This window comes from Arsukibacterium sp. UBA3155, assembly GCA_002364615.1.
Lineage (GTDB): Bacteria > Pseudomonadota > Gammaproteobacteria > Enterobacterales > Alteromonadaceae > Alishewanella.
Genome location: DEYP01000029.1, coordinates 23,511 through 46,146, shown reverse-complemented (window position 1 = coordinate 46,146; position 22,636 = coordinate 23,511). Strand labels below are relative to the sequence as shown.

Genomic DNA, 22,636 nt, shown 5'->3' with positions numbered 1-22,636 from the left:
GATCAATAGCCCATATTAAACTTATTATTTAATGAGTCAGGCTTGAGCAGGGAGCTTGAAGTTGCAGTGACCTCAGCCTGCACATAGGCCCAATAACCAGGATTATCAATCGTTCGTTCTTTAATCTGAAGAGGAATAAAACGGCTCATCTCCATGTTAAAATCGTCGCGCACTTGAGTATCTTGCTGTAGCTTTTCAATTTGAGTACTAAGTGCCTTAATGAAATCGGCTTTAATCTTGCCTCTTGCTTCTAGCTTATCGTCAACTAAAGCATGTGACAGCTCAACGCCGCGCTGCTTTATCCAAATAATATCCCATATATCACGGGGTTTAATTCTGCGCGCCCGGTAGGCTAAAGCAATCAATTTGTCAGCCAATATTTCTTTAAGTGATTGCACCGGAATTAAGATCCCTTCCGTTGGTACAACAATGTTGTAGTGATTCAGTAATGGCCTTTTCTCAACATCAAACGATGGAATTGCGCAAACGTCTATATGCATTTTTTGACGTGGCAAGTCTGGTCTGTTGGCTTCTTTAACAATACTGATAGTCCAGGAAGACGTGTCCCCCTGTTTATCCTCAACAGGCTTGTTCACCCATACGTTGGTTTCATACTTATTTTGGATGTACTGCTGGATCTCAAGCTCTAAACCGTCAAAGTGGGATGGCTTAAAATCATGGCCACCATTAAAATCAAGATCTTCAGACAGACGCGAACTGTTATAGCACATGCGCAGCGACGTGCCGCCTATAAACGTTAGACGCTGCATAGCCCCTTGTTTTATCATGACGTCCATAATGTCATGATGCAGGATTTCTTTTTCAATAACCGGAGTAATGGCAGCGTAGCCAGGGTTGGCATCAACAATTTGTCTTATTTGTTGTTTTAACATATTACCCCTCCAACATATGGATATTGCGGTTGCAGCTTTTAAGATCGGCTATGGCTTGTTCTGCTGTAGCTCTGTACATGCTAACCTCTGGATCAAAGTAAACATTTTCCGCAATTTTACTGAGTGGTTTTTTGGTATGAACAAACTCAATAACTCCGTACGGCGTAGAGAAAGTGCCACTTCTGCCCTTCGTCATAACTGTCACTCTTCCCATAATCACTTGAGAAATATCCCCTGTGTGGCTTAGCTGGCTTTCTAAGCTGATGTAGTTCAGTACTCCACTACGCATCTTTTTGATGATTTTGTAGATAGCGGTTGCAGGTGCTGGTGGAGTTAATGTGCTTTCAAACTGCCCGGTAACGACTCTTCTTAAAATGCCCTTTTTGACACCATCAGCAAGAAACTTGGTGAATGCAGATGTATATGGCTCATCTAACATAAACGCGAGCTCCGCAGCGCTATGAATGCCGCCTCCCGCGTTAACCGCTTTAGCGAAAACAGCGAGTAATTTGTCAGTCTTTCTCACGAAGGTCTACACTATATAACCATAAATGTAATATAGTGTGGACCAAATTGGCAGCGATGACAAGGCAAGGTAAACAAAAAATAACCTTTTAAGTAAGAGTATGTTGACCTAAACTGATGAAAATATCGCCGCTAAGGCAGGGTTTACTTGAAGGTTCAATTCCTGAGGTGGCAGCCAAAAGACAGTTGTGCTATTTAGTCGAAAGTACTTTGTTAATCGAAAGTACTTAGTTAATCGACAGTACTTTGTTAATCGACAGTACTTAGCCGGCTTTTAAGTTTGCGCCAATTTTCTTCTGTCGCACTGCCCTTTGCAAATGCATCCTGATAAGAGTTAAGTAGCGAAATGACACTTCGGCCATCCGAGTCTGTCGCATTTTTATTGGCGCCCTGGTCCAATAAATACAAAGCAATATCAAATCTTGCGAGATCGGTGGCAAGTAACAGCAGTGTTTTTCCATATTTATCACGAAATTCAATATCAGCACCACTTTTTAGCAATACATCTAAACACGCAGGTACACCATTATTTCTCCCTGCAGTAATCGTAGCAAACGCGGGAGAACCGTCGAACATACCTCCTTTAAGGTTTGGATTACCTCCGTAAGCCAGTGCAGATATAAGCATATTGCATTTGTCTTTTCTTGCGGTCCAGTGCATTACGGTGCCGCCATCAGCAAAAACGACGTTTGGATCGGCTCCTTTAGCCAGTAAGTACTCAAAACCTTTTTCATTTCGCATTGACCAAAACAACGCTGTCGCGTTCTGGCTACCTTTAGCGTTAACGTCTACCCCCTCATCAATCAATTTATCAATGGTCGATGTTTGACCTTTGCCGGCAGCTTTTGCCAACTCGCGCAGTTTAGTTGACGGGAACATAGTCTCTAAATCCATGTGAATCAAAATCCCCTTTGTCACTGCGCGCTCATATTCGTTCTGAGTATCGACGAGCTTATTAGCAACACTGCAACCAGATATAAGTATTGAACCAATGACAAGAGACGGTACGGTTATCTTAATAAGAAATTTTAACATGATGTCCTCAAGGCTTTGCACATGCTACCCATATCATAGCAGCAAGACGATAAAACCAGTGATCCCTACTGCGCTATTGTCCATAATACCTGTACCAGGCTCAGGCTCAGGCTCAGGCAAGCCGGCCCCGACTGTAGGACAAATACATGCTCCAGGTTACCCGTTTAGCAAAATCACATCAGACGCCACAAGGCCCCTTGCCGCTGTTTAGCGACCTGAGTTTCGACATTAAGGCAGGTGAAAGCGTGGCCTTGATGGGTGAATCAGGCTGTGGCAAATCAACATTACTGCATATCCTGGCAGGCCTTGAACAGGCTGATAAAGGGCAGGTTCTGATCAATAACCAAGATATTATGCAATTAAATGATAGTGACCGTGCCCTGCTTAGGCGCAACTATGTCGGGGTTATTTTTCAGCAACTTAATTTAATTCCGAGTTTAACCATTGCAGATAATTTAGCGTTTCAGGCCAGACTTGCCGGCACCCTCGACACCGAGTGGCTGCACAATCTTGTGTCAACGCTGGGCCTGGAAACCCTGCTAACACGTTATCCGGCGCAACTGTCCGGTGGCCAGCAGCAACGGGTAGCGATTGGTCGGGCATTGGCAGCTCGCACCCCCTTGTTATTTGCCGATGAGCCGACCGGCAGCCTGGATGAAGCGAATGCTGAGCAGGTTATGACCCTGATGCTGGCGCTGGTTAAGGAGACAAAAAGCAGCTTGCTGATGGTGACCCACAGCGCCCTGCTGGCAGCCCGGCTTGAGCGTGCAATGACGTTGCGCCAGGGGCATTTAACCTAATGCAATTAAGGCTGCCGTCATGGTGGGTGTTACATGCGTTACTGAGCCACTGGTTGCGCCATCCTGTGCAGCTTGGCACCCTTATTTTAGGCTTGCTGGCTGCCACTGCTTTGTGGAGCGGCGTGCAAGCGCTGAACCAGCAGGCACGCTTTAGTTACGAGCAGGCCGCGGCGCGATTTAATAATATTAACCAGCCGCAGATTGTCAGTGCAACAGCGCAGCCTATTAGCGAATTGGATTATATTCAACTTCGCCGCTCAGGCTGGAACGTTAGCCCGCTGGTAGAAGGGACACTGAGTCTTGGTGCCGATAATGCTACGTTTAGTATTATTGGTATTGAACCGATGACCTTGCCAGGTTTGGGTGAAGCCGCTAAAGGCGCCAGCGGCTTACCTGACAACCTGGTTTTACATCGCTTTTTAACGCCGCCCTGGGAAGTTTGGGTATCGCCTGCCACCTTTGAGCGTATTAAACCCATGCTGAGCAATACCGACACCTCGGGCTTTCCTTATAATCCGCAGGGTAAAAAAGTGCGCATTCAAGTCAGTGCAACGTTAGCGGATAACGAGCTTATTACCGATATTTATCTGGCTCAGTACTGGCTTAACATGCCGGGGCAATTTTCCAGACTGTTATTAGAGCGCTCTGAGCATTTCGAGCGCTCTGAGCACTCTGAGCACTCTGAGCACGTCACGCTCCCGGCAGAACCCGCCAAACGACTTCGTGTTATTCTGCCGCAAAGCGATCATGATATTTCGCGTTTAACAGCAAGTTTTCATCTGAACCTGACTGCATTAAGTTTGCTGGCATTCTTAGTAGGGTTACTGATGGTCTACTCCGCCATTCACTTAGCGTTGACCCAGCGGTTAGCATTGCGCCGAATTTTATTCAGTTGTGGGGTCAGTCAGCGTGAGCTTTTGGCCTGGTTATTGGTGGAGCTATTATTACTCAGCGGTCTTATCGCTTTACCAGGTTTACTGTTCGGTTATTGGATAGCGACCTTATTGTTACCTGATCTTTCTGCCAGTTTAAACGGGCTGTATGGCGCTGAGCTTTCAGATAAATTACACCTTTCATGGCGTTGGTATCTACAGGGCATACTAATGGCATGGGGCGGCACCCTGCTTGCCGCAACTGTGCCGCTACTTAAACTTATCAAGCCTGATAATGGTTACTTAAACCCGTCGATGTCATCGCCGAGTCAACTGATACAGCGTAACCGATTAATGGTCGCAGGCCTTATTGGCGCAAGCCTGGCGCTGTTAATGGCATGGCTAGGTACCTCCTTACTCAGCGGATTCTTGCTATTAGCCTTAATTTTTCTAAGTGCAGCGCTGTTAATGCCGGTGATATTAGATGCCCTTTTAACACTGGGTCAGCGCTACGCCCGGGCATTCTCTCCGGACTCTGCCACTGCACAGTGGCTGTGGGCAGATGCGCGTATGCAAGTCCCGCACTTAAGCGTTGCATTAGTGGCATTGCTGCTTGCTTTGTCGACCAGCATCGGTGTTGGCGGCATGGTCGATGGCTTTCGCAACACCTTTACTGGCTGGTTGGATCAGCGTCTGGCTGCTGAAGTCTATGTCCGGGTCGACAATGAAACACAGGCTCAGCAAGTTATGCATTGGCTTAGCCAATACCCTAAGGTTACCGCCATTCTGCCCTCTGCAGGTACAGAGATACAACTGAATAGTATGCCGGTTGAACTTCGGGGCATTCAGATCCACAGCACCTACACTGATCACTGGCCTTTGCTGAGCAAAACACCGCAAGCCTGGCAGGATATGGCATCAGGGGCAGCAGTACTGATTAATGAGCAACTGGCTCGACAGCTAGCGCTTAACATAGGCGATACCCTGCCTTTAGCGGGCTTGCCACAAACTGACTTTACCATTGGCGCCATATTCAGCGATTATGGCAACCCTAAGGGCCAGGTAATGCTGTCGCTTGCTACCCTTAATCAATACTGGCCAGATGCAAAGCGCGGCAGCTTTGCACTGCGGGTTGCCCCACCAGACGTTGAGCCACTTATTCGGGCACTGACTGACGAGTTCTCTTTTACCCAGACCCAGGTCATTGACCAGCAAGGTGTTAAGCGCTATTCATTACAACTGTTTGAACGCACTTTCGCTGCCACTTCTGCACTCAATTTACTGGTACTGGCCATTGCAGCCATTGCGCTGTTTAGTAGTCTGTTAACGTTATCAACAATGCGCCTGAGCCAGATTGCGCCCATTTGGGCTTGTGGGGTGTCACGGCGGCAATTAGTGATAACCGAATTGCTCAGATTACTGCTATTAGCCTTTATAACAGCGTTACTTGCGATCCCATTAGGACTTATTATCAGCTACTGTTTAGTGGCCGTAATTAATGTCCGTGCTTTTGGCTGGGCGCTGCCGTGGCAAATTTTCCCAATGCAATGGTTTTACTTAACGCTGGCGGCGCTGTTTAGTGCATTGTTAGCCGCGATTGTCCCGGTGTTAAAACTACAGTTCAGCTCACCCGGTGAGTTATTAAAAGGCTTTCGTGATGATCAATAGAGGCGTTTTATTGTTGTTGCTGTTGCTAGTGGCATGCAGTGAACCTTCGCTGCCTGAGCAGGGTTTTGCCGGGCTGGGATCCGATGCCACCGGCTTTGCACAGGTTGAACCAGGTATTGAAATTCGCTATCCCGATGCCCTCAATCAACACCCGGAGTATCGCATTGAATGGTGGTACATCACCGCAAACCTGCAAAGCGAAACAGGGGAGTTGCTTGGTATTCAGTGGACCCTGTTTCGGATGGCAGACTCGCCGGCACCGCAGCAGGAGGGCTGGGCGAACCAGCAGCGCTGGTTGGGACATGTTGGCTTAACCCGCGCCAACCAACACCTGTTTGCCCAAAGCTATGCCCGCGGCGGGGTTGGCCAGGCAGGTGTTGTGATAAGCCCATTCTCTGCATGGATAGATAACTGGTCTGTTAGTGCAGTGGATGCAGATGCAACCGACTTTACGTTAACTGCCAGCACCAGGGAATTCAATTATACCCTGACCTTAAGCCGCGTTGGCCCGGAGGTGTTACACGGTGAGCAAGGCTTTAGCGTAAAATCAGCCGGGGGACAAGCCTCCTATTATCTTAGCCTGCCGTTTTTAGCGGTGTCCGGTTCCATTCAGATTGGCGATGAACACGTTAGCGTTAAGGGGGATGCCTGGCTCGACAGAGAGTGGAGCAGTCAACCACTGTCGGCAGATCAGCAAGGCTGGGATTGGTTTTCCCTGCATCTGGATCAGGGAGACAAGCTGATGCTGTTTCGGCTGCGCCATGCACACGCAGATGATTATTATGCCGGAACTTACATTCGTGCCGATGGCACTACTGAATCATTAAAACCACAACAAATACAGATGCGCCCTATCCGCCACCATAGCGTGGCAAATAGAGAGCTGCCTGTAGCATGGCAGCTAACCGTAGAAGATTTTGGCATAGACTTGCGCACTCAGGCACTTAATCCAAACGCCTGGATGGCAACCGATATTGCCTACTGGGAGGGGCCCATCCAGTTTACCGGCAGCCATTCAGGTAAGGGCTACCTGGAAATGACCGGTTATTAAACTGCCAGCGTGTTTTCGATTTTTCCAGTAAGGCTAATTGTTGTCCAAAACAAACTGCGGAATAAGCTGACTGGCACTGGCCAGTACCGTTTTACTTTTTAAGTCCATTATCCGCACATTAACCTGTGCGCCACGCTGGCTATGCTGCACAGTACCGCTTAAAACATAATCTATTTGCTGAGTAGCAGCCACCTGCCCTGCGCGATTGCTAAATACGGCATCACCGTCTGGCGTAAGTTTGATGCCACCGGTCAGTTTATGATCAACCATGGTTACGCCATAACGGGGCATTTGCTGTAAAAAGCGCTCAGCCAGGGCGTTGCCAAGTGGCTGCAAGGCGTCACGCGCCGGTGTCAAATCAGCAAAGCCTGCCACCGCAATCCGGTAGTCCGAAAACGACTTGCTGCTATTCTGATAAAGCTGCATCGCCAGCTGAGCCACATAGTCATCCAGCTGCTTATGACTGGCGTAGAGCCGGGTGCTTGCAGGATAGGTTGCCAGAGCAGAGTTGGGTTCAGCTTGCTGGTTATTGGCGACGGGTTCAGCAATGATATAGGAAGTTGCCAGAGGCGAGTGTTGACTGTGCTGAGGGTTATTTTGGCTAAAAGGTAACATGCTGCAGCCGCTTAGACTTAAAACAGCGGCGCAAATGGCGATTAGGAAGCATTTTTTTAACATGATAGGCCCGATATACTGAACGTCTGTTTCAGTATATCGGCGCTACATCACGTTTCTTTAGCAAAACCAAGTTAATACAAACTGCCGGTTTAAACCTATTTAATGCGCATTACCTGCTCGCCCTGACGGGAAATAACCGCTTGCACAATATGACGGGGAATAAAAGTACGGGCAGCCGATACCACCCGCTTATTATCAATTTGAACCAGACGGGCATTTACCAGCACCCCTTGCTGATGGGTGGTTAAAGTGCCGGTAACCACGTAGCGAATGGCCACTTCGTCTGACAATTCTTCAAAATTACGACTGAGCACAAAATCACCGCTTTCGGTCACCCGGATATAGTCTGTTACTTTGTAATCCAGTACCGGCACACCAAATTTATGTAAATCGTAAATCATGGCTTCGCTTAAATGATTGCTAAACACCGTGCCCTGATCGTGCGCAGAATCGACATAACTGAAATCGGTAACCCCCAGCTGGCTGTCACTGTCCAGATTGTGCTGCAGCGCCATCAGCTCATGGACTAAATTGCGAACGTAATCATTTACCGTCAATAACGGTTGCTGCGTTGCATGACTATAATTACTGCTGGCTGGCGACACCGAACTTTGCATCTGAGCTATGCGCTGCGCTCTGTCTGCAGTCTCATCGTCATCCTGGCCGGTTACCGTGATGGTCCGCTCAGGTGCTACACAACCGCTAAACAGCGTTACTATTGCTGATACTATCGCTAAGGTGGTTAACCGCTTCATTTATTATCTCCTGCCGGACTTTGCCGATAAAACATGGCGCCGCGCTTGTTCACTTGTTGCGTGCTCCACAGCACATTTGCCGGAATATAATCTGTAACGGCAGCCAGGACTTGTTTCGATGGGATATGAATAAGCCGTGCATTTACAATAACGGCATCTTGTTGCAAGGTGTAAGTGCCCGTAAGCAAGGTGTTAGCGCTGCCCTTACGGTTAATTTCGTTCAGCTGGCGGGTTAACGCCTGTTCGTATTCGCCCGCAAGCACCACCTCGTTGCTCAACCGGTATTCGTATACTGCATAACCAAACTGGCGGCTGTGCGCCAGCATGCTTTCACTGAGTTGGTTGGCAAAGTCCCGTTGCTCACTATTTGCATGGTGCAGGCTAAGTGCGGTTGCCGGCAAAAAACTGCTAACGGCAATTTGCGGCCGGGTAAGCCACAACGGGCTGTCATCTAACTGGGCAAATAATTGCCTGGCTAGTCGCTCGGTATAAAAGCCAAGGGGGTGCTGGCTAAGCTCGGTCTCCGTCGATTTTGTTGCAACAGCAACCGCCGGACTGACGCATCCGCTTAGCAGCACCGCCGTTAGCAGGCTTGGGGCCACCAACAATAGCCACTTCATATCCACCTCATTTTTACAGCCAGAATGCCTTTAACAGCTTAAAGCAAGAACCAGGCCATAAAGTTAGTGATGAATACGTCATTAAATCGCCACTGGCGCCTTAATATGCGGATGTGCCTGGTAGTTATCTAAGGTAAAATCATCAATCTTAAAACCAAATATATCTTTAACATCTGGGTTTAAGCGCATAGTTGGCATCGGATAAGGCTCGCGCGCCAGCTGGGTGTTAACCTGTTCTAAATGGTTCGAATACAAATGAGCGTCACCAAAGGTATGCACAAAATCACCGGGTTTAAGACCACAAACCTGAGCTACCATTAAGGTTAACAGCGCATAGCTGGCGATGTTAAACGGCACGCCCAGGAATATATCGGCACTACGTTGATACAACTGACAAGACAGACGACCATCATTGACGTAAAACTGAAATAAGGTATGACACGGTGGCAAAGCCTGCTTGCCCATGGCGGCGTTTTGTTTGGGGGAAAACTGGGTGTCAGGTAACACTGCCGGGTTCCAGGCACTGACAATTAACCGGCGCGAATCCGGGGTACGTTTGATATCACTGATCACCTGACTTATCTGGTCAATGACCTGGCCTTCATGGCTGGTCCAGCTTCGCCACTGAGCACCATATACCGGGCCAAGTTCACCACTTTCAGTGGCCCACTCGTTCCAGATGGATACGCCATTATCCTGCAGGTAACCAATATTGGTTTCACCTTTTAAAAACCACAGTAACTCATGGATAATTGAGCGCAAATGACACTTTTTGGTGGTGATGAGCGGGAAGCCCTGCTGCAAATCGAAGCGCATCTGATAGCCAAATACACTGACGGTGCCAGTGCCGGTACGGTCCGTTTTTTTATGGCCGTGTTCCAGGACATGGCGCATTAAATCAAGATATTGTTTCATTTTGTTCCCCGTGCTGGTATTGCTGGCCGGCAATTGACATAAATGATCAGGCCAAGCCCTGCCGCTATCATTGGCAGACACAACCATTGGCCCATGGTTAAGCCCGCGTCTGCCACATGACGCAGATGCGCATCGGGTTCGCGGAAAAACTCCACGAAAAACCGGAATACACCATAACCCAGTAAAAACACGCCACCCAGGGTGCCAGTTGCTGGCTTAAAGCGCCGGACCAGTATGATAATAACAAACAGCAAAAACCCTTCTAATGCTACATGATACAGCTGCGAAGGATGACGGGGCATGACGCCGGCGTTGGGGAAAACCATAGCCCATGACACGTCAGTGGTGCGCCCCCATAGCTCAGCGTTGATAAAATTACCAAGCCGGCCAGCGGCTAATCCCAGCGGAATAAGAGGCGCCACAAAATCTCCCAGTTCCAGATAAGATTTTTGATAACGCCTGGCGAACCAGGCCATTGCCAGCAATACGCCCAGCAGGCCGCCATGAAAGGACATGCCCCCTTCCCAGGTTTTAAATAAATATAGGGGTTCAGCCAGTAACTGTTCGAAGTTGTAAAAAAACACATAGCCGAAGCGGCCACCAACAATAACACCCAGGAAACCATAGAAAAGCAGATCACTAACCTGCTCTTTGGTCCAGCCTGAACCCGGTTTTGCGGCGGCACGGCTGGCCAACCAGTATGCCAGACCAAACGCGACGGCATACATTACGCCGTACCAGTGAATATTTAATGGCCCATAGCCAAATAGCGGGCCAATTGACACCAGCACCGGGTCTATATCAGGAAAATTAAGGTAGGAGCTTGTCATTATTATCCTTTAAAAACATCATTATAAACCTGTTCACCACCAGATATGGCAGGCTAGCTAAATACCATTCTGGCAGCGACTATCATCAGAAAAACGCCGAACACCCGCTTAATGGTTAATACGGGTAAACGCTGTGTCATGGCAGCACCGAGCGTCGCCGTAAAAATGGAGGTTGAGACAATGCCAATTAGTGCCGGCAGGTAAATATAGCCAATAAAACCGTCAGTTAACCGGTAGTGCTGCCAGCCGGCGATAACATACCCCAGGGTGCCCATTACAGCAATAGCGATACCACTTGCTGCTGCGCAACCTATTGCCCGGCGCATATCGACGGAAAAATAATTGAGTACCGGCACGACCAGGGCGCCGCCACCTATCCCCAGTAAACCTGAAATAGCACCAAGCACTGCGGCTATGGCGCCAAGCACAGGCTTAGCCGGTAACTGGGCGCGGCCTATTACACTGCGTGACCCCAGCATTCGCAGTGCCAGCAAGAAAACGGCAACCCCAAATATTATTCTCAACGTAGCCCCATTAATATGATGAGCAACCAGGCCAATCATACCGGCACCGATACCCGCGCCCAACATCACTGCACCGGCCAGCGCCCAGCTGACATTACTGCGTTTATGATGCGCACGAATGGACGAACCAGAGGTGATAATAATAGAGGCTAAAGACGTGGCGACAGCGACGACCATCACGTTATCGATACCAACAACGCCGAGCAACGGCAACAAAACGACCAGCACCGGCACGATAACCAGTCCGCCACCAATGCCTAATAATCCGGCCAGAAACCCGGCCAGACAACCTATAAGTGCAGAGATCAGAATAATTGTTAACAAAGGATATCTCGATATTACTGCTGTTATGCCAGCCAGCGACCGGCATAGTAAATTAACTCAATTCAGGTTAAGCGCGTAACTGACTAAGCAACTGTTTATGTTCCAGAAACCGCTGAACCTGCTGTTTGACTTGCTTGGGCGACTGGCATGCCAGTACCTCAGGTAACAACGCTTCCAACTCTGCCACATTAACCCGGCGTAACAACCATTTAATTTTTGCCAGATTACTGTTATTCATACTAAAACGGCTGTAGCCCATCGCCGCGAGCACTAACACCCCGGCGGGTTCACCACCGAGTTCGCCACAAATGCTAATGGGAAATTGCAATTGCCGGGCCTGAGTTGCTAACTGATTGAGTGCACGCAATACAGAAGGATGCAGCGCATCATACAAGTTGGCCACCCGGGCATTGTTTCTGTCTACCGCCAGCAGGTATTGAGTGAGATCATTGGTACCTACTGAGCAAAAATCTACCCTCGCTGCCAGTTCCGGTAGCTGATACATAATAGATGGCACTTCAATCATCACGCCTATTTTCGGTTTTGGCAGGGCAATATTTAACTCATCGCTCACTTCAAAGCTCGCTTGCCTGATCAAGCGGATGGCTTCATCCACTTCCGCCAGATCAGAAATCATTGGCAATAAAATGTGTAAGTTATCCAGCTCAATATTGGCTTTTAACATGGCGCGGATTTGCACCAGAAAAATCTCAGGGTGATCCAGGGTCAGTCGGATACCGCGCCAGCCCAAAAACGGGTTCTCTTCAACAATACTGAAGTACGGTAAGGCCTTGTCACCGCCAACATCCAGCGTGCGCATTACCACTGTTTTGCCGGCATACCCGCTTAATACTTTGTGATAAAGCTCAACTTGCTCCTGCTCGGTTGGGAAGCGATTTCGCATAATGAAAGGAAATTCAGTGCGGTACAGGCCTACGCCGTCAGTATATTCCGCGTTGCTGGTTTCCAGCTCAATGGCCAGGCCGCAATTGACCATTAGCTTAAATGGCCTGCCACAGGCCGACTGGGAAGGTAGTGCCACTTCCTGTTGATAGCGGGCACTGAGCTCTGCATCTTCATTGATCAGGCGCCGGTATTCGATGCAAATGGCTTCGACCGGCGACAAAAGAATGTGCCCCTCGTAGCCATCTACAATGACCTGCTGGTTTTGCCAGTGTAATAATGGAAGTTCATTAACCCCCATAACGGCCGGTATACCCAGCGCTCTTGCCATAATGGCCGCATGTGAGTTTACCGAACCGCGCAAACTGACAATGGCTACCAGTTGTTCCCGCGGCACTTCTGCCAGCATCGTCGCCGTGACATTGTCAGCAACCAAGACAACGCGCTGGGGTAACTTTACTTTACGTTGCTCAGAATCCAGTAGGTTATTCAGCACCCGCTGCCCTAAATCGCGGATATCAGTGCCTCGTTCCCGCAGATAAGGATCGTCCATGTCGTCAAACTGACGGGCAAATTTCTCAACCACCCGCTTTAGCGCACTTTTAGCACACCAGCCCTCGGCAATTTGCTGCTCAATTTCATTGCCCAGGCTGGCAGCATCAAGCAACTGATGATACACATCAAAAATAGCCAGCGCATCAGCTGGAATATGACCTGCCATCCGCTCTGCTAAGCGGTTAAATTCTGCTTTGGTAATTTTGACTGCCCGATAAAACAACGCCAGTTCTTTTTCGGGTTCATCAGATTTTTTCAGGGAAATGGCATCAAAATCACTGGAGGGCTGCAAGACATAAGCTTCGCCAATCGCCATACCAGGCGCGCCGGGCAACCCTGCCAGCTGACCGGATTGCGCCATACTGGATGGCCGCTGACTGGCCGCGTCACGCATTTCAGCATTGGCCAGCACGGACGCCAACTGAGCCCCCAGGGTAACCAGAAAAGATTCTTCATCTTCACTGAACACCCGCTCTGCAGACTGCTGAATAGTCAGCACCCCAAGCACCTTGCGGTGATGGATTATCGGGCATCCGAGAAAAGCAGAAAAGCGGTCTTCACTGACTTCAGGGGTTACCCTAAAGCGAGGATGTAATTGAGCTTGCGCCAGGTTTATCGGCTCTTCCCGTTGACCTACCCAACCAATCAGCCCTTCAGAAAAGCCAATAGCAACTTTACCTACGGCGTCCTGGTTCAGGCCGTCAGTTGCCATCAGCATAAAATGCTGTTGCTGATAATCAGCCAGATAAACTGAACAACACTCGGTGGCCAGGGCGACTTTAATACTTGATACCAGACCAGCCAGAGCATTGTCTAGAGCTGGCTCCTGAGCCACATCCTGAACAATCCGCCGCAACTGGCTTAGCATAAGAACCTCATTGTACTGTCGGTTTTAGCAAATTTAATATTTCTTCTTAGTATTTTTTCTTTACATCTTTGCGGGTAAATGGCAAAGCAACCGGGGCAAACTCGCGCATGACTTTACGATACACTTCTCGCTTAAAAGCCACGACCTGACGCACCGGATACCAATAACTGACCCAGCGCCAGTTATCAAACTCAGGATGCGTTGTTACAGCCAGATTTACATCTTCTTCCCGACAGGTCAAACGCAATAAAAACCACTTTTGCTTTTGCCCGATACACACTGGGTTACTGTCTTTGCGAATTAACCGTTTTGGAAGCTTATAGCGCAACCAGTGTTTGGTCACACTGATTATTTCTACATCTTCTGGCCGAAGCCCAACTTCCTCATGCAGTTCGCGAAACATGGCTTGTTCTGGCGTTTCGCCGTCATCAATGCCACCCTGTGGATATTGCCAGGAATGCTGACCGTACCTTTTCGCCCAAAACACCTGTCCCTGGGTGTTACAAATCACTATGCCGACATTGGCCCGAAAACCTTCGGCATCGATCACACAAACCTCTAGCGAGTCTATTTCTGCTATAACAAAGATTCTTTCACAAAGTCGCACTTACAGCAAACGGAATTTTATCAGCCATTTATAAAGCGCCCTTACAAAGTTATCCACATTTACGAACCCTCACCAGCCACTTATGTGAACTTCTTCACAGACTCTGTGGATAAAACTGTTGTTAAGGTGCGCAAGACTATGGGATAAGGGTCTGGCATGTCAAAATATTAACCGAAATATTTCAGCTTAATTGAATATATACAATACGTTATAAGCTACGCTGCTAATTCCTGGCTTTTTATTGCTTGTGCATAAGTTAGTTTGCTGCGTTTTTAAGCAGCGTCAGTAGCCGAAAGGTGCTAGGGTAAGTCGTGACTGCAACCGCATCTTACGGCAACGAACTTTTGAAACATTCTCCGCTAAAAACCGCTGAACAATTATTACTGCGCAGCCAGAACATTGCGGGCCTGACGCTTGGTCAGCTGGCTGCGCAGCTTAAGGTTACGATACCTGCAGATTTAAGACGGGATAAAGGCTGGGTTGGTCAGCTAATTGAATTAGCGTTAGGGGCCGAAGCGGGTTCCAAAGCACTGCCCGATTTCCCGGCGCTGGGGATTGAATTAAAAACCCTGCCCATTGATCAAAGTGGTAAACCACTGGAAAGTACTTATGTTTGTGTGGCGCCCCTGACCGGCATTACCAGCCAAAGCTGGCAGCAATCATGGATTTGCCAGAAATTACAACATGTACTCTGGGTACCCATTTTGGCCGAACGACAAATACCGCTGCCAGAACGCATTATCGGATCAGCATTTTTGTGGCAACCCTCCGCCGCTGAACAGCAGGCGCTGCAACAGGACTGGGAAGAATTGATGGAACTCATTACCCTGGGCGGTATTGATAAGATCCGTGGCGCCCATGGCAAAGTATTGCAATTGAGACCAAAAGCAGCCGACAGTAATGCATTAACTGCGGCGATCGGCGCCAGTGGTGAACCTATTCAGACGCTGCCACGCGGCTTTTATCTGAAAGCCAGTTTTACCACGGCAATTTTATGTCGCCACTTTAACCTGGCTGCGCCAACTTAACCTGGCTGCGCCGACATGAAACCACTAATCCTGGTAGCGCAAAACAATTTGCTGATATAAGCCGTTTTGTTTAATCGCCGCCAGGCCGCGATTAAACTCTGCTACCAACTCCTCTTCAACAGAAGCTTTGCTGAACATCACATAGACATCATTGTTTCCCAGCGTAATATGATGCGGTTTAATCAGCTCGTCTAACCCTTTGCGCCGTAATATTGAGGCAGCAACAAAACTGTCTTCCAGAAAGCCATCAATTTCTTCATCCAGCAGCCGGGCCATGTTCATCTCACTGATAATAGCACCAACAAACTGCGGTCTGAACTTCGCAGAAGCATACAATTCAGCAATTTCATCACCGTAGTAGTACTCGTTAACAATACCAAGCTTGTGCCCGGCGTTGATAAACGCCTGAATGCTCGCCACGTCTAAGCCAACATCGTCAGCACGCACATATAACGAAAATTGCTCTTGCCGGTACGGTTCAGAGAAATAGGCGAAGTCTTGCCGATCTTCGGTAATTGACGCCCCCAGCACAAAATCTATCTCGCCCTCTTTAAGTAAACCCAGCAATTCAACCCAGCTGCCCTGCACAATATTTAGTTCACACTGCATTTCAGCGGCAATTGCCCTGACCAGCTCCACATCCAGGCCAGTAACGGTGTTACCTACGGTCATATATTGGTAGGGCTCCCAGGCATCGAACCCCATGGTTAACGCGCATTGTGGTGGTACGGCCGACATGCGTTGTGCCATCGGTTCAGCAGGCACAGCTAACTCAGGTTCGGATACCGGTTTGCAGGACATAAGGGTTAACAGCATCATCAGGGACAACAGAAGCTTAATCGACTTCATAAATCACCTCAGGGTGTTATGACTTTATTCAAGCTTAGTGCAACCTGATATTTTTGCCCGCTGGTACCGTAAGTTATTCGGAAGTTTTTTCAGTGGGGCTAGTTTGCAACTTAGCCGGCATTTTCAGCAATACCTGCCAGGCGCTCTGCGACCGATCTTTACTACGCAGCTCCTGCCACATCCGCCGCCATTCATAAAAGGTAATGGTTAGTGGGTTGGTAGAATTAAAATCGTCTGTGATACCGTAACGGCAAGGCTCGTTCGCATGCTCAGCAACAAAGGTACCAAATAGCTTGTCCCAGATAATCAGTACTCCCGCAAAATTGCGGTCGATATACCGTGGATTACAGGCATGATGTACACGGTGGTGCGACGGTGTATTAAAAAGGTACTCCAACGGCCCAAGTTTACCAATAGCCTGAGTATGTACAAAAAACTGAAACGCTAAATTCAACGCCACCACGGCAAATACCAGCAGTGGCTCATAGCCGATTAGGATCATCGGCAGCCAGAATACCCACATACCCGATATCGGATAAGTAAGACTTTGGCGAAACGCGGTACTGAAATTCATTAAACGAGAGCTGTGATGCGCCACATGCGATGCCCATAACCAGCGAATATGGTGCGAGCCACGATGAAACCAATAATACAGAAAGTCTTGAAGAATAAACGCCAGCAGCAGGTTTAGCGCTGTGAGCTCAATAGTGAACAGACGAAACTGATGTAACCAGTAAAAAAAGGGCATAAGTAGTAACAATGCCAACATATCTGCGCCCTGATGCAGCAGTGCCAGCATGGCATTTGCCAGCGTATCACGCCATTGATACCAGTTATTCTGGCGCAGCACAGCGAAACGCCACTCCAGCAGCACGCAGATTAAAAACACCGGGCTTAGCAGTAATAAAATTAATTCAACTGGCGGCATTAGCTTTCATTCCGCAACCCATTTAGCGCACTGGCAATTCAAATTTATCAAACATCAGGTCTATCTCTTCCTGATTTCGCAGTAAATTTGCCCGCTCTACCACGTCCTTTGTCAGATGCGGTGCAAAGCGCTGGATAAAATCATACATATAGGTCCGTAAAAAGGCGCCTTTTCTAAAGCCAATCTTAGTGGTTGAAGCTTCAAACAAATGTCTGGCATCCAGGGCAACCAGATCTTTGTCTAATTGCGGATCAATCGCCATCGACGCTATGACGCCGACGCCCAGGCCTAACCGGACATAGGTTTTAAGTACGTCAGCATCGGTGGCCGTGAACACAATACGTGGCTCTAAGCCTTTCGCGGCAAAAGCGCGGTCAAGCTCTGAACGGCCGGTAAAGCCAAAGACATAGGTGACAATAGGATGCTGGGCTACATCTTCTACGGCAATTTTACGCCCCAGTTGCGCCAGTGGGTGGTCTTGCCGGACAATGACGCTGCGATTCCAGTGATAACACGGCAACATCACTAAATCACCATACAAATGCAAGGCTTCGGTGGCGATGGCAAAATCGGCTTCACCGCGTGAGGCGGCCTCAGAAATTTGTTGTGGTGAGCCCTGATGCATATGCAGCGACACTTTAGGGTATTTCTGCATAAAACCACTGATCACGGGAGGCAACGCATAACGGGCCTGAGTGTGAGTCGTGGCAATATTTAACTTTCCCTGATCAGGTAACGTATGTTCTTTGGCAACCGCCTTAATGCTTTCGACTTTAGCCAGAATTTGCTGCGCTATTTCAATAACATCACGACCTGCTGGCGTAACATGAGTTAAATGCTTGCCGCTGCGGCCAAACACCTGAATACCCAGTTCATCCTCCAGCATTCTTACCTGTTTACTGATCCCTGGCTGCGAGGTATAAAGACTCTCTGCCGTTGCCGACACATTTAAGTTATGGTTAAGCACCTCAACAATGTAACGCAATTGCTGTAATTTCATCTGGCCCAGGTCCGGTAAAGAATGATCACCGTTCAATATACCCGTCTTGCCAGATATTCCAACTAATTTTTATAAATGGAAATGCTATAACTTTTAGTAGCAAAAAAAATTAACAATTTACTGACAGGCGTTATCGTCAAACCCCGGAGTCATTATGCCAAGCAACCTAGAAATTGACTTTGCCACCGTATTGGCCTGCAGTGTTCATGATATGAAAAATTCATTGTGTATGGTGATACAGTCTGCTGAGCTAATTCAGGCCGAAGGTGAAAAATTGTCTGATGATGCCCGGGCAGAACTGGCCAGGTTAAATTATGAAGCAAACCGGCTTAATTCCAATTTACTGCAATTGCTGTCACTGTATCGGCTGGATCGACAGCAACTCCCGGTGCAAATTGATCAGCATTACCTGAGCGAACTGTTCGAAGAGCTGCTGTTAAGAAATCAGTATTTTGCTATGCAGCAAGACATTGAATTTATCATTCAGGTTGAGCACGATTTAAACTGGTTTTTTGACCGCGATCTGGTGTTGAATGTACTTAATGATGCTATCGCTAATGCGCTGCGCTATAGCAATCGACGCATAGTATTACGCGCTGAGGTTATACAGGGGTTGCTGCAAGTTCAGGTAGTTGATGACGGGCCCGGCTTTCCTGATTTTATGCTGGATAACGCTAACCCTGATATGCAAAAACTTGATTTACGACATGGCCATACCGGTCTTGGTATTTTTTTTGCTAAATTAATTGCCCGAGCGCATCATAATAAAAACCAGCGTGGGCAGGTATCATTACAGAATAACAGCGAATTATCTGGTGGAAGCTTTAGTTTAACGTTGCCCTGATTTGCAGAAAACTGTTCATTATCATCAAATCAGATTACTATCATTTATAAACGCGTATACGTTCAGAGGTCTGCATGCTGTTACCTATTATCATCTCGCTTATTGTAGCTTTGGTGATTATTGCTGTTGTCGTCAACGTGGTACAACAACACAAAGCCCGGATAGCGGCTCTTAAACGTGCTGAATATACCAAGTTACGTCATATGCTGGATGATACCGACGATATGTTAGCCAACAATGCAAATGTGCCGTTTACCCCGGCGCTTGCCAATATGTTGCTAAAACGCAGTGCATTCTCCCTGCGTGGCATGGTAGAACTGGAGCAAGGCACCCGGGAAATGAAACAACGGTTGCAGGAAATCGAAAACAGATTAAAAGAACCCGTCGCCGCCGACCAGGTAACGTCTGACAACCTAACCCTACCGGATAATGATCAACAGCTGATAGGTCTTATTCGGGGCATCAAGAAATTACGCACGACGCTTCGCAGTGAGCATGCCAGAGGCAACATTGATACCTCTACTGTGGTTGCCGAAGACAAGCGCTTAGAAATTTTGCAATTACGTATTAATGTCGAAAGCCAGATTAAACGTGGTAAGCAAGCTCGCAGCAACAACATGCTTGGCTCATCCCGCCAATATTTTGAAAAAGCGCTTACCTCGCTAAATGGCAGCACGCATCCCGATGAGTATGTGATCAGTCGTAAAGCCGAAGTAGTGCAAACTCTGGAAGATATTGCGACCGAATTAAAAGCGGGTAATCTCAGAGATCGGGAAAAGAAAGAAGAAAAAGAGAACAAAGATATCGACGAGTTATTTGCACCTAAACGTAAATGGTAAGCTGTAAATAAAGAATAAATAAAAAATGGCACCCTGCGGTGCCATTTTTTATGCCAGCAGCGTATTACTTGGCTGCAGGTTTATCTTTGGTTGATACTACCCACTTGCCTTTTTCATACCAGGCAGCCCAACCCGTTGCTTTGCCGTCTTTTTCGGTCATAACATACTGTTGTAAGGTTTTGCGACTCCACCTTACAATACTGGGGTTGCCGTCTTTGTCTTTGAGCGGCGCATCTGCCAGATAATAGAATTTTTCAGATATCCGATCCCGAAATGTTTTCAGCTCACTGACCAGTGGTGCTCTGGTTTCCCGGGATTTAGGAAAGGTTGATGCCGCCAGAAAGACGCCTGCTGCACCATCACGTAACACAAAATGGGCGTCAGACTTTTCACATTTTAATTCGGGCAAATGAACCGGATCTTCTTTAGGGGGTGCCGCTTCACCACTTCGCAACAATTTACGGGTGTTTTTACATTCACTGTTAGTACAGCCAAAATATTTACCAAATCGTCCTGATTTCAGCTGCATATCACTGCCGCATTTGTCGCACTCAATCAGCGGGCCTTCATAACCTTTTATTTTGAAGTTCCCGGTTTCTAACTCATAACCATCACACTCGGGATTATTACCACACACATGCAACTTACGCTGTTCGTCAATCAGGTAGCTGTCCATGGCGGTGCCACACTTTGTGCAGCGTTTTTTCTGACGCAACGCTTCGGTTTCAAGCTCATCATCATCCGTTACTTTTACTGCCTCATCACCCGGCAGCAAGTTCATGGTCGTGGTACAACGCTCTTTAGGCGGCAGGTTATAACCTGAGCACCCCAGAAATACACCGGTAGAAGCCGTGCGGATCCCCATTTTCCGACCGCAGCTTGGGCAGTCGATGTCGGTTAGCACGAACTGGTTGGCACGCATACCGCCCTGTTCGGGGTCCTGCTCGGCGGTTTTTAATTTACCGGAGAAACCCGTGTAAAAATTGTCCAGTTCTTTTCGCCACTGTCGTTGTCCTTTGGCGATGTCATCCAGGGTTAACTCCATGTTGGCGGTAAAATCGTAATTCATTAAATCATCGAAATTTTCTACCAGCCGATCGGTAACGATTTCACCCATTTTCTCGGCATAAAACCGTTTGTTGTCCACCCGGACATAGCCTCTGTCCTGAATGGTAGAAATAATTGCAGCATAAGTAGAAGGCCGGCCAATACCGCGCTTTTCTAATTCTTTAACCAGACTGGCCTCGCTGAATCGGGCCGCCGGTTTGGTAAAGTGCTGCGCGCTTTGCAATTGCTGTAATTGCAATTGCTGACCCGGTTTAACATCGGGCAATTCGCTGTCTTCTTCACCTTTACGTTTCACTGCAGGTTGCACTCTGGTCCAGCCATCGAAGCGTAATACTCTGCCTTTGGCTTTTAATTCAAAATCTGCTGCGGCGACCGTAATATTGGTGACATCGTATTGCGCTGGTGGCATTTGACATGCCACAAACTGGCGCCAGATCAACTCATACAATTTGCGGGCATCGGCTTCCATATCGGCTAAATCACTGGCTAATACGGTTACATTTGAAGGGCGAACCGCTTCATGCGCTTCCTGGGCATTCGCCTTACTGCCGTAACTTATTGGTTCAGCAGTCAGATACTCTTTACCAAATTTCTTGGTGATGTAATCACGACAGGCCCCAACCGCCTCTGTACTAAGATTAGTCGAGTCAGTACGCATATAGGTAATATGGCCAGCTTCATACAGGCGCTGTGCCAGCATCATGGTCTTCTTAACACCATAACCTAAACGGGTACTTGCTGCCTGTTGTAAGGTTGAGGTGATAAAGGGAGCCTGAGGCTTACTGCTGCTGGGCTTGTCTTCACGTTCTTTTATCTCAAAGGTCGCGTCTTGTAACCGTTTAACTGCAGCATCTGCTTGCTGCTTGTTGACAGGCTTAAACGCCTTGCCATTCTCACGTACTACATCCAGTAGCAATGGTTTACTGGCTTCAGTTAAGGTATCGGCGGCAAGGGTCCAGTATTCTTCAGGCACAAATGCCTTGATCTCACGTTCACGCTCAACCACTAAGCGTACAGCAACGGATTGCACCCGCCCAGCCGATAAGCCTCGTGCAACTTTTTTCCATAGCAGTGGCGACACCATAAACCCCACTACCCGGTCTAAAAACCGGCGGGCCTGCTGGGCGTTTACCTGATCAACATTTACCTGCCCGGGTTCAACAAAGGCATTGGTAATGGCAGACTTGGTAATTTCATTAAACACAACCCGCTTAAACTTCTCAGGTTCGCCACCAATAATTTCCTGTAAATGCCAGGCTATTGCTTCACCCTCACGGTCCAAATCCGTTGCCAGATATACCGTATCCGCCTTATCTGCCAGGGCTTTCAGTTCTTTGACTACCTTCTCTTTACCGGGCAAAATTTCGTAACGGGCTTGCCAGCCATGTGCCGGATCGATCCCCATCCGGTCAACCAGGGCTTTATACTCTTTCTGTTCTTTACTCAGGCTTTTATCGGTAGTCCGGCTTTTATCTTTGCTACTGCTGGTAGGCAGATCGCGGATATGGCCTACACTCGATTTAACGACGTAGTCGTTACCTAAATATTTGTTAATTGTCTTTGCTTTTGCCGGTGATTCGACTATTACCAGTGATTTCGCCATCTTAAAACCTGAATTCCCAAACTGAAGCTGCCTTTTGGCCGCCCTTTTTTAACA

Annotated in this window: 21 protein-coding genes; 6 read left to right on the top strand and 15 right to left on the bottom strand. The window is 48.1% G+C overall.

Translation table 11 applies throughout. The features are described 5' to 3' along the window. Nucleotides 1-2: 2 nt before the first annotated feature. From B2X65_RS16870 to B2X65_RS16860, 3 genes are all read right to left on the bottom strand, one after another. Nucleotides 3-893: a nucleotidyl transferase AbiEii/AbiGii toxin family protein gene (locus B2X65_RS16870; protein ID WP_290614644.1), complete on the bottom strand. Its 891-nt coding sequence runs from the start codon at nt 891-893 to the stop codon at nt 3-5. 1 nt (nt 894) lies between these two features. Then, nucleotides 895-1,419 (bottom strand): type IV toxin-antitoxin system AbiEi family antitoxin, encoded by a 525-nt coding sequence (abiEi, locus tag B2X65_RS16865; protein WP_414631431.1) that lies wholly within the window; start codon nt 1,417-1,419, stop codon nt 895-897. Nucleotides 1,420-1,667: 248 nt separating this feature from the next. After that, nucleotides 1,668-2,453, bottom strand: a complete 786-nt coding sequence (locus B2X65_RS16860) for an ankyrin repeat domain-containing protein (protein ID WP_290614640.1) — start codon at nt 2,451-2,453, stop codon at nt 1,668-1,670. A gap of 146 nt (nt 2,454-2,599) precedes the next feature. Here B2X65_RS16860 and B2X65_RS16855 point away from each other — a divergent pair, with 146 nt between their 5' ends. Genes B2X65_RS16855 through B2X65_RS16845 form a run of 3 tightly spaced genes read left to right on the top strand, consistent with a single transcriptional unit; the run spans nt 2,600 to nt 6,844 of the window. Further along, nucleotides 2,600-3,253, top strand: a complete 654-nt coding sequence (locus B2X65_RS16855) for an ABC transporter ATP-binding protein (protein ID WP_290614638.1) — start codon at nt 2,600-2,602, stop codon at nt 3,251-3,253. Beyond that, complete coding sequence (locus tag B2X65_RS16850; protein ID WP_290614636.1) at nt 3,253-5,793, top strand: FtsX-like permease family protein; 2,541 nt, start codon at nt 3,253-3,255, stop codon at nt 5,791-5,793. The genes B2X65_RS16855 and B2X65_RS16850 overlap by 1 nt, the downstream gene beginning before the upstream one ends. Then, on the top strand, nt 5,783-6,844 hold the full coding sequence (locus tag B2X65_RS16845; protein WP_290614634.1) for a lipocalin-like domain-containing protein: 1,062 nt from the start codon (nt 5,783-5,785) through the stop codon (nt 6,842-6,844). Before B2X65_RS16850 ends, B2X65_RS16845 begins: the two co-directional genes overlap by 11 nt. A 33-nt stretch (nt 6,845-6,877) precedes the next feature. Here B2X65_RS16845 and B2X65_RS16840 read toward each other — a convergent pair whose 3' ends face one another. The 8 genes from B2X65_RS16840 to rppH form a co-directional block, all read right to left on the bottom strand. Further along, nucleotides 6,878-7,459, bottom strand: a complete 582-nt coding sequence (locus tag B2X65_RS16840; protein WP_290614633.1) for a FlgO family outer membrane protein — start codon at nt 7,457-7,459, stop codon at nt 6,878-6,880. 158 nt (nt 7,460-7,617) lie between these two features. Then, nucleotides 7,618-8,277 (bottom strand): FlgO family outer membrane protein, encoded by a 660-nt coding sequence (locus B2X65_RS16835; RefSeq protein ID WP_290614631.1) that lies wholly within the window; start codon nt 8,275-8,277, stop codon nt 7,618-7,620. Further along, nucleotides 8,274-8,897 (bottom strand): FlgO family outer membrane protein, encoded by a 624-nt coding sequence (locus tag B2X65_RS16830; RefSeq protein ID WP_290614629.1) that lies wholly within the window; start codon nt 8,895-8,897, stop codon nt 8,274-8,276. The genes B2X65_RS16835 and B2X65_RS16830 overlap by 4 nt, the downstream gene beginning before the upstream one ends. 81 nt (nt 8,898-8,978) lie before the next feature. After that, nucleotides 8,979-9,812 (bottom strand): thymidylate synthase, encoded by an 834-nt coding sequence (locus B2X65_RS16825; protein ID WP_290614627.1) that lies wholly within the window; start codon nt 9,810-9,812, stop codon nt 8,979-8,981. Continuing rightward, nucleotides 9,809-10,642, bottom strand: a complete 834-nt coding sequence (gene lgt / locus B2X65_RS16820) for a prolipoprotein diacylglyceryl transferase (RefSeq protein ID WP_290614625.1) — start codon at nt 10,640-10,642, stop codon at nt 9,809-9,811. The genes B2X65_RS16825 and lgt overlap by 4 nt, the downstream gene beginning before the upstream one ends. A 53-nt stretch (nt 10,643-10,695) precedes the next feature. After that, complete coding sequence (locus B2X65_RS16815; RefSeq protein WP_290614624.1) at nt 10,696-11,490, bottom strand: sulfite exporter TauE/SafE family protein; 795 nt, start codon at nt 11,488-11,490, stop codon at nt 10,696-10,698. 67 nt (nt 11,491-11,557) lie between these two features. Further along, complete coding sequence (gene ptsP, locus B2X65_RS16810; protein ID WP_290614622.1) at nt 11,558-13,816, bottom strand: phosphoenolpyruvate--protein phosphotransferase; 2,259 nt, start codon at nt 13,814-13,816, stop codon at nt 11,558-11,560. 46 nt (nt 13,817-13,862) lie between these two features. Beyond that, nucleotides 13,863-14,366 carry an RNA pyrophosphohydrolase gene (gene rppH / locus B2X65_RS16805; RefSeq protein ID WP_290614620.1) on the bottom strand — a complete coding sequence of 168 codons (504 nt, stop codon included), beginning with the start codon at nt 14,364-14,366 and terminating at the stop codon, nt 13,863-13,865. 368 nt (nt 14,367-14,734) lie between these two features. Here rppH and mutH point away from each other — a divergent pair, with 368 nt between their 5' ends. Next, the gene (gene mutH, locus B2X65_RS16800; RefSeq protein WP_290614618.1) at nt 14,735-15,451 is read left to right on the top strand and encodes a DNA mismatch repair endonuclease MutH; all 717 of its coding nucleotides are present in this window, start codon (nt 14,735-14,737) and stop codon (nt 15,449-15,451) included. Between the two features lie 24 nt (nt 15,452-15,475). On the opposite strand, the gene B2X65_RS16795 is transcribed toward mutH, so the two are convergent. The 3 genes from B2X65_RS16795 to cysB all read right to left on the bottom strand — a co-directional run bounded on the left by B2X65_RS16795 (nt 15,476) and on the right by cysB (nt 18,228). After that, complete coding sequence (locus B2X65_RS16795; RefSeq protein WP_290614616.1) at nt 15,476-16,300, bottom strand: substrate-binding periplasmic protein; 825 nt, start codon at nt 16,298-16,300, stop codon at nt 15,476-15,478. A 73-nt stretch (nt 16,301-16,373) separates the two neighbouring features. Then, nucleotides 16,374-17,228, bottom strand: coding sequence for a sterol desaturase family protein (locus tag B2X65_RS16790; RefSeq protein ID WP_290614614.1), 855 nt, complete (start codon nt 17,226-17,228; stop codon nt 16,374-16,376). A 22-nt stretch (nt 17,229-17,250) separates the two neighbouring features. Next, entirely contained in the window at nt 17,251-18,228 is a 978-nt protein-coding gene (cysB, locus tag B2X65_RS16785) for an HTH-type transcriptional regulator CysB (protein WP_290614612.1), read from the bottom strand. 154 nt (nt 18,229-18,382) lie between these two features. On the opposite strand from cysB, the gene B2X65_RS16780 reads away from it, so the two are divergent. Continuing rightward, nucleotides 18,383-19,072 carry a sensor histidine kinase gene (locus B2X65_RS16780; protein ID WP_290614610.1) on the top strand — a complete coding sequence of 230 codons (690 nt, stop codon included), beginning with the start codon at nt 18,383-18,385 and terminating at the stop codon, nt 19,070-19,072. 74 nt (nt 19,073-19,146) lie between these two features. Next, nucleotides 19,147-19,911: a hypothetical protein gene (locus B2X65_RS16775; RefSeq protein ID WP_290614608.1), complete on the top strand. Its 765-nt coding sequence runs from the start codon at nt 19,147-19,149 to the stop codon at nt 19,909-19,911. Between the two features lie 64 nt (nt 19,912-19,975). Here the strand turns inward: B2X65_RS16775 and topA are convergent, their stop codons facing one another. Then, nucleotides 19,976-22,582 carry a type I DNA topoisomerase gene (gene topA / locus B2X65_RS16770; RefSeq protein ID WP_290614606.1) on the bottom strand — a complete coding sequence of 869 codons (2,607 nt, stop codon included), beginning with the start codon at nt 22,580-22,582 and terminating at the stop codon, nt 19,976-19,978. Nucleotides 22,583-22,636: the final 54 nt, after the last annotated feature.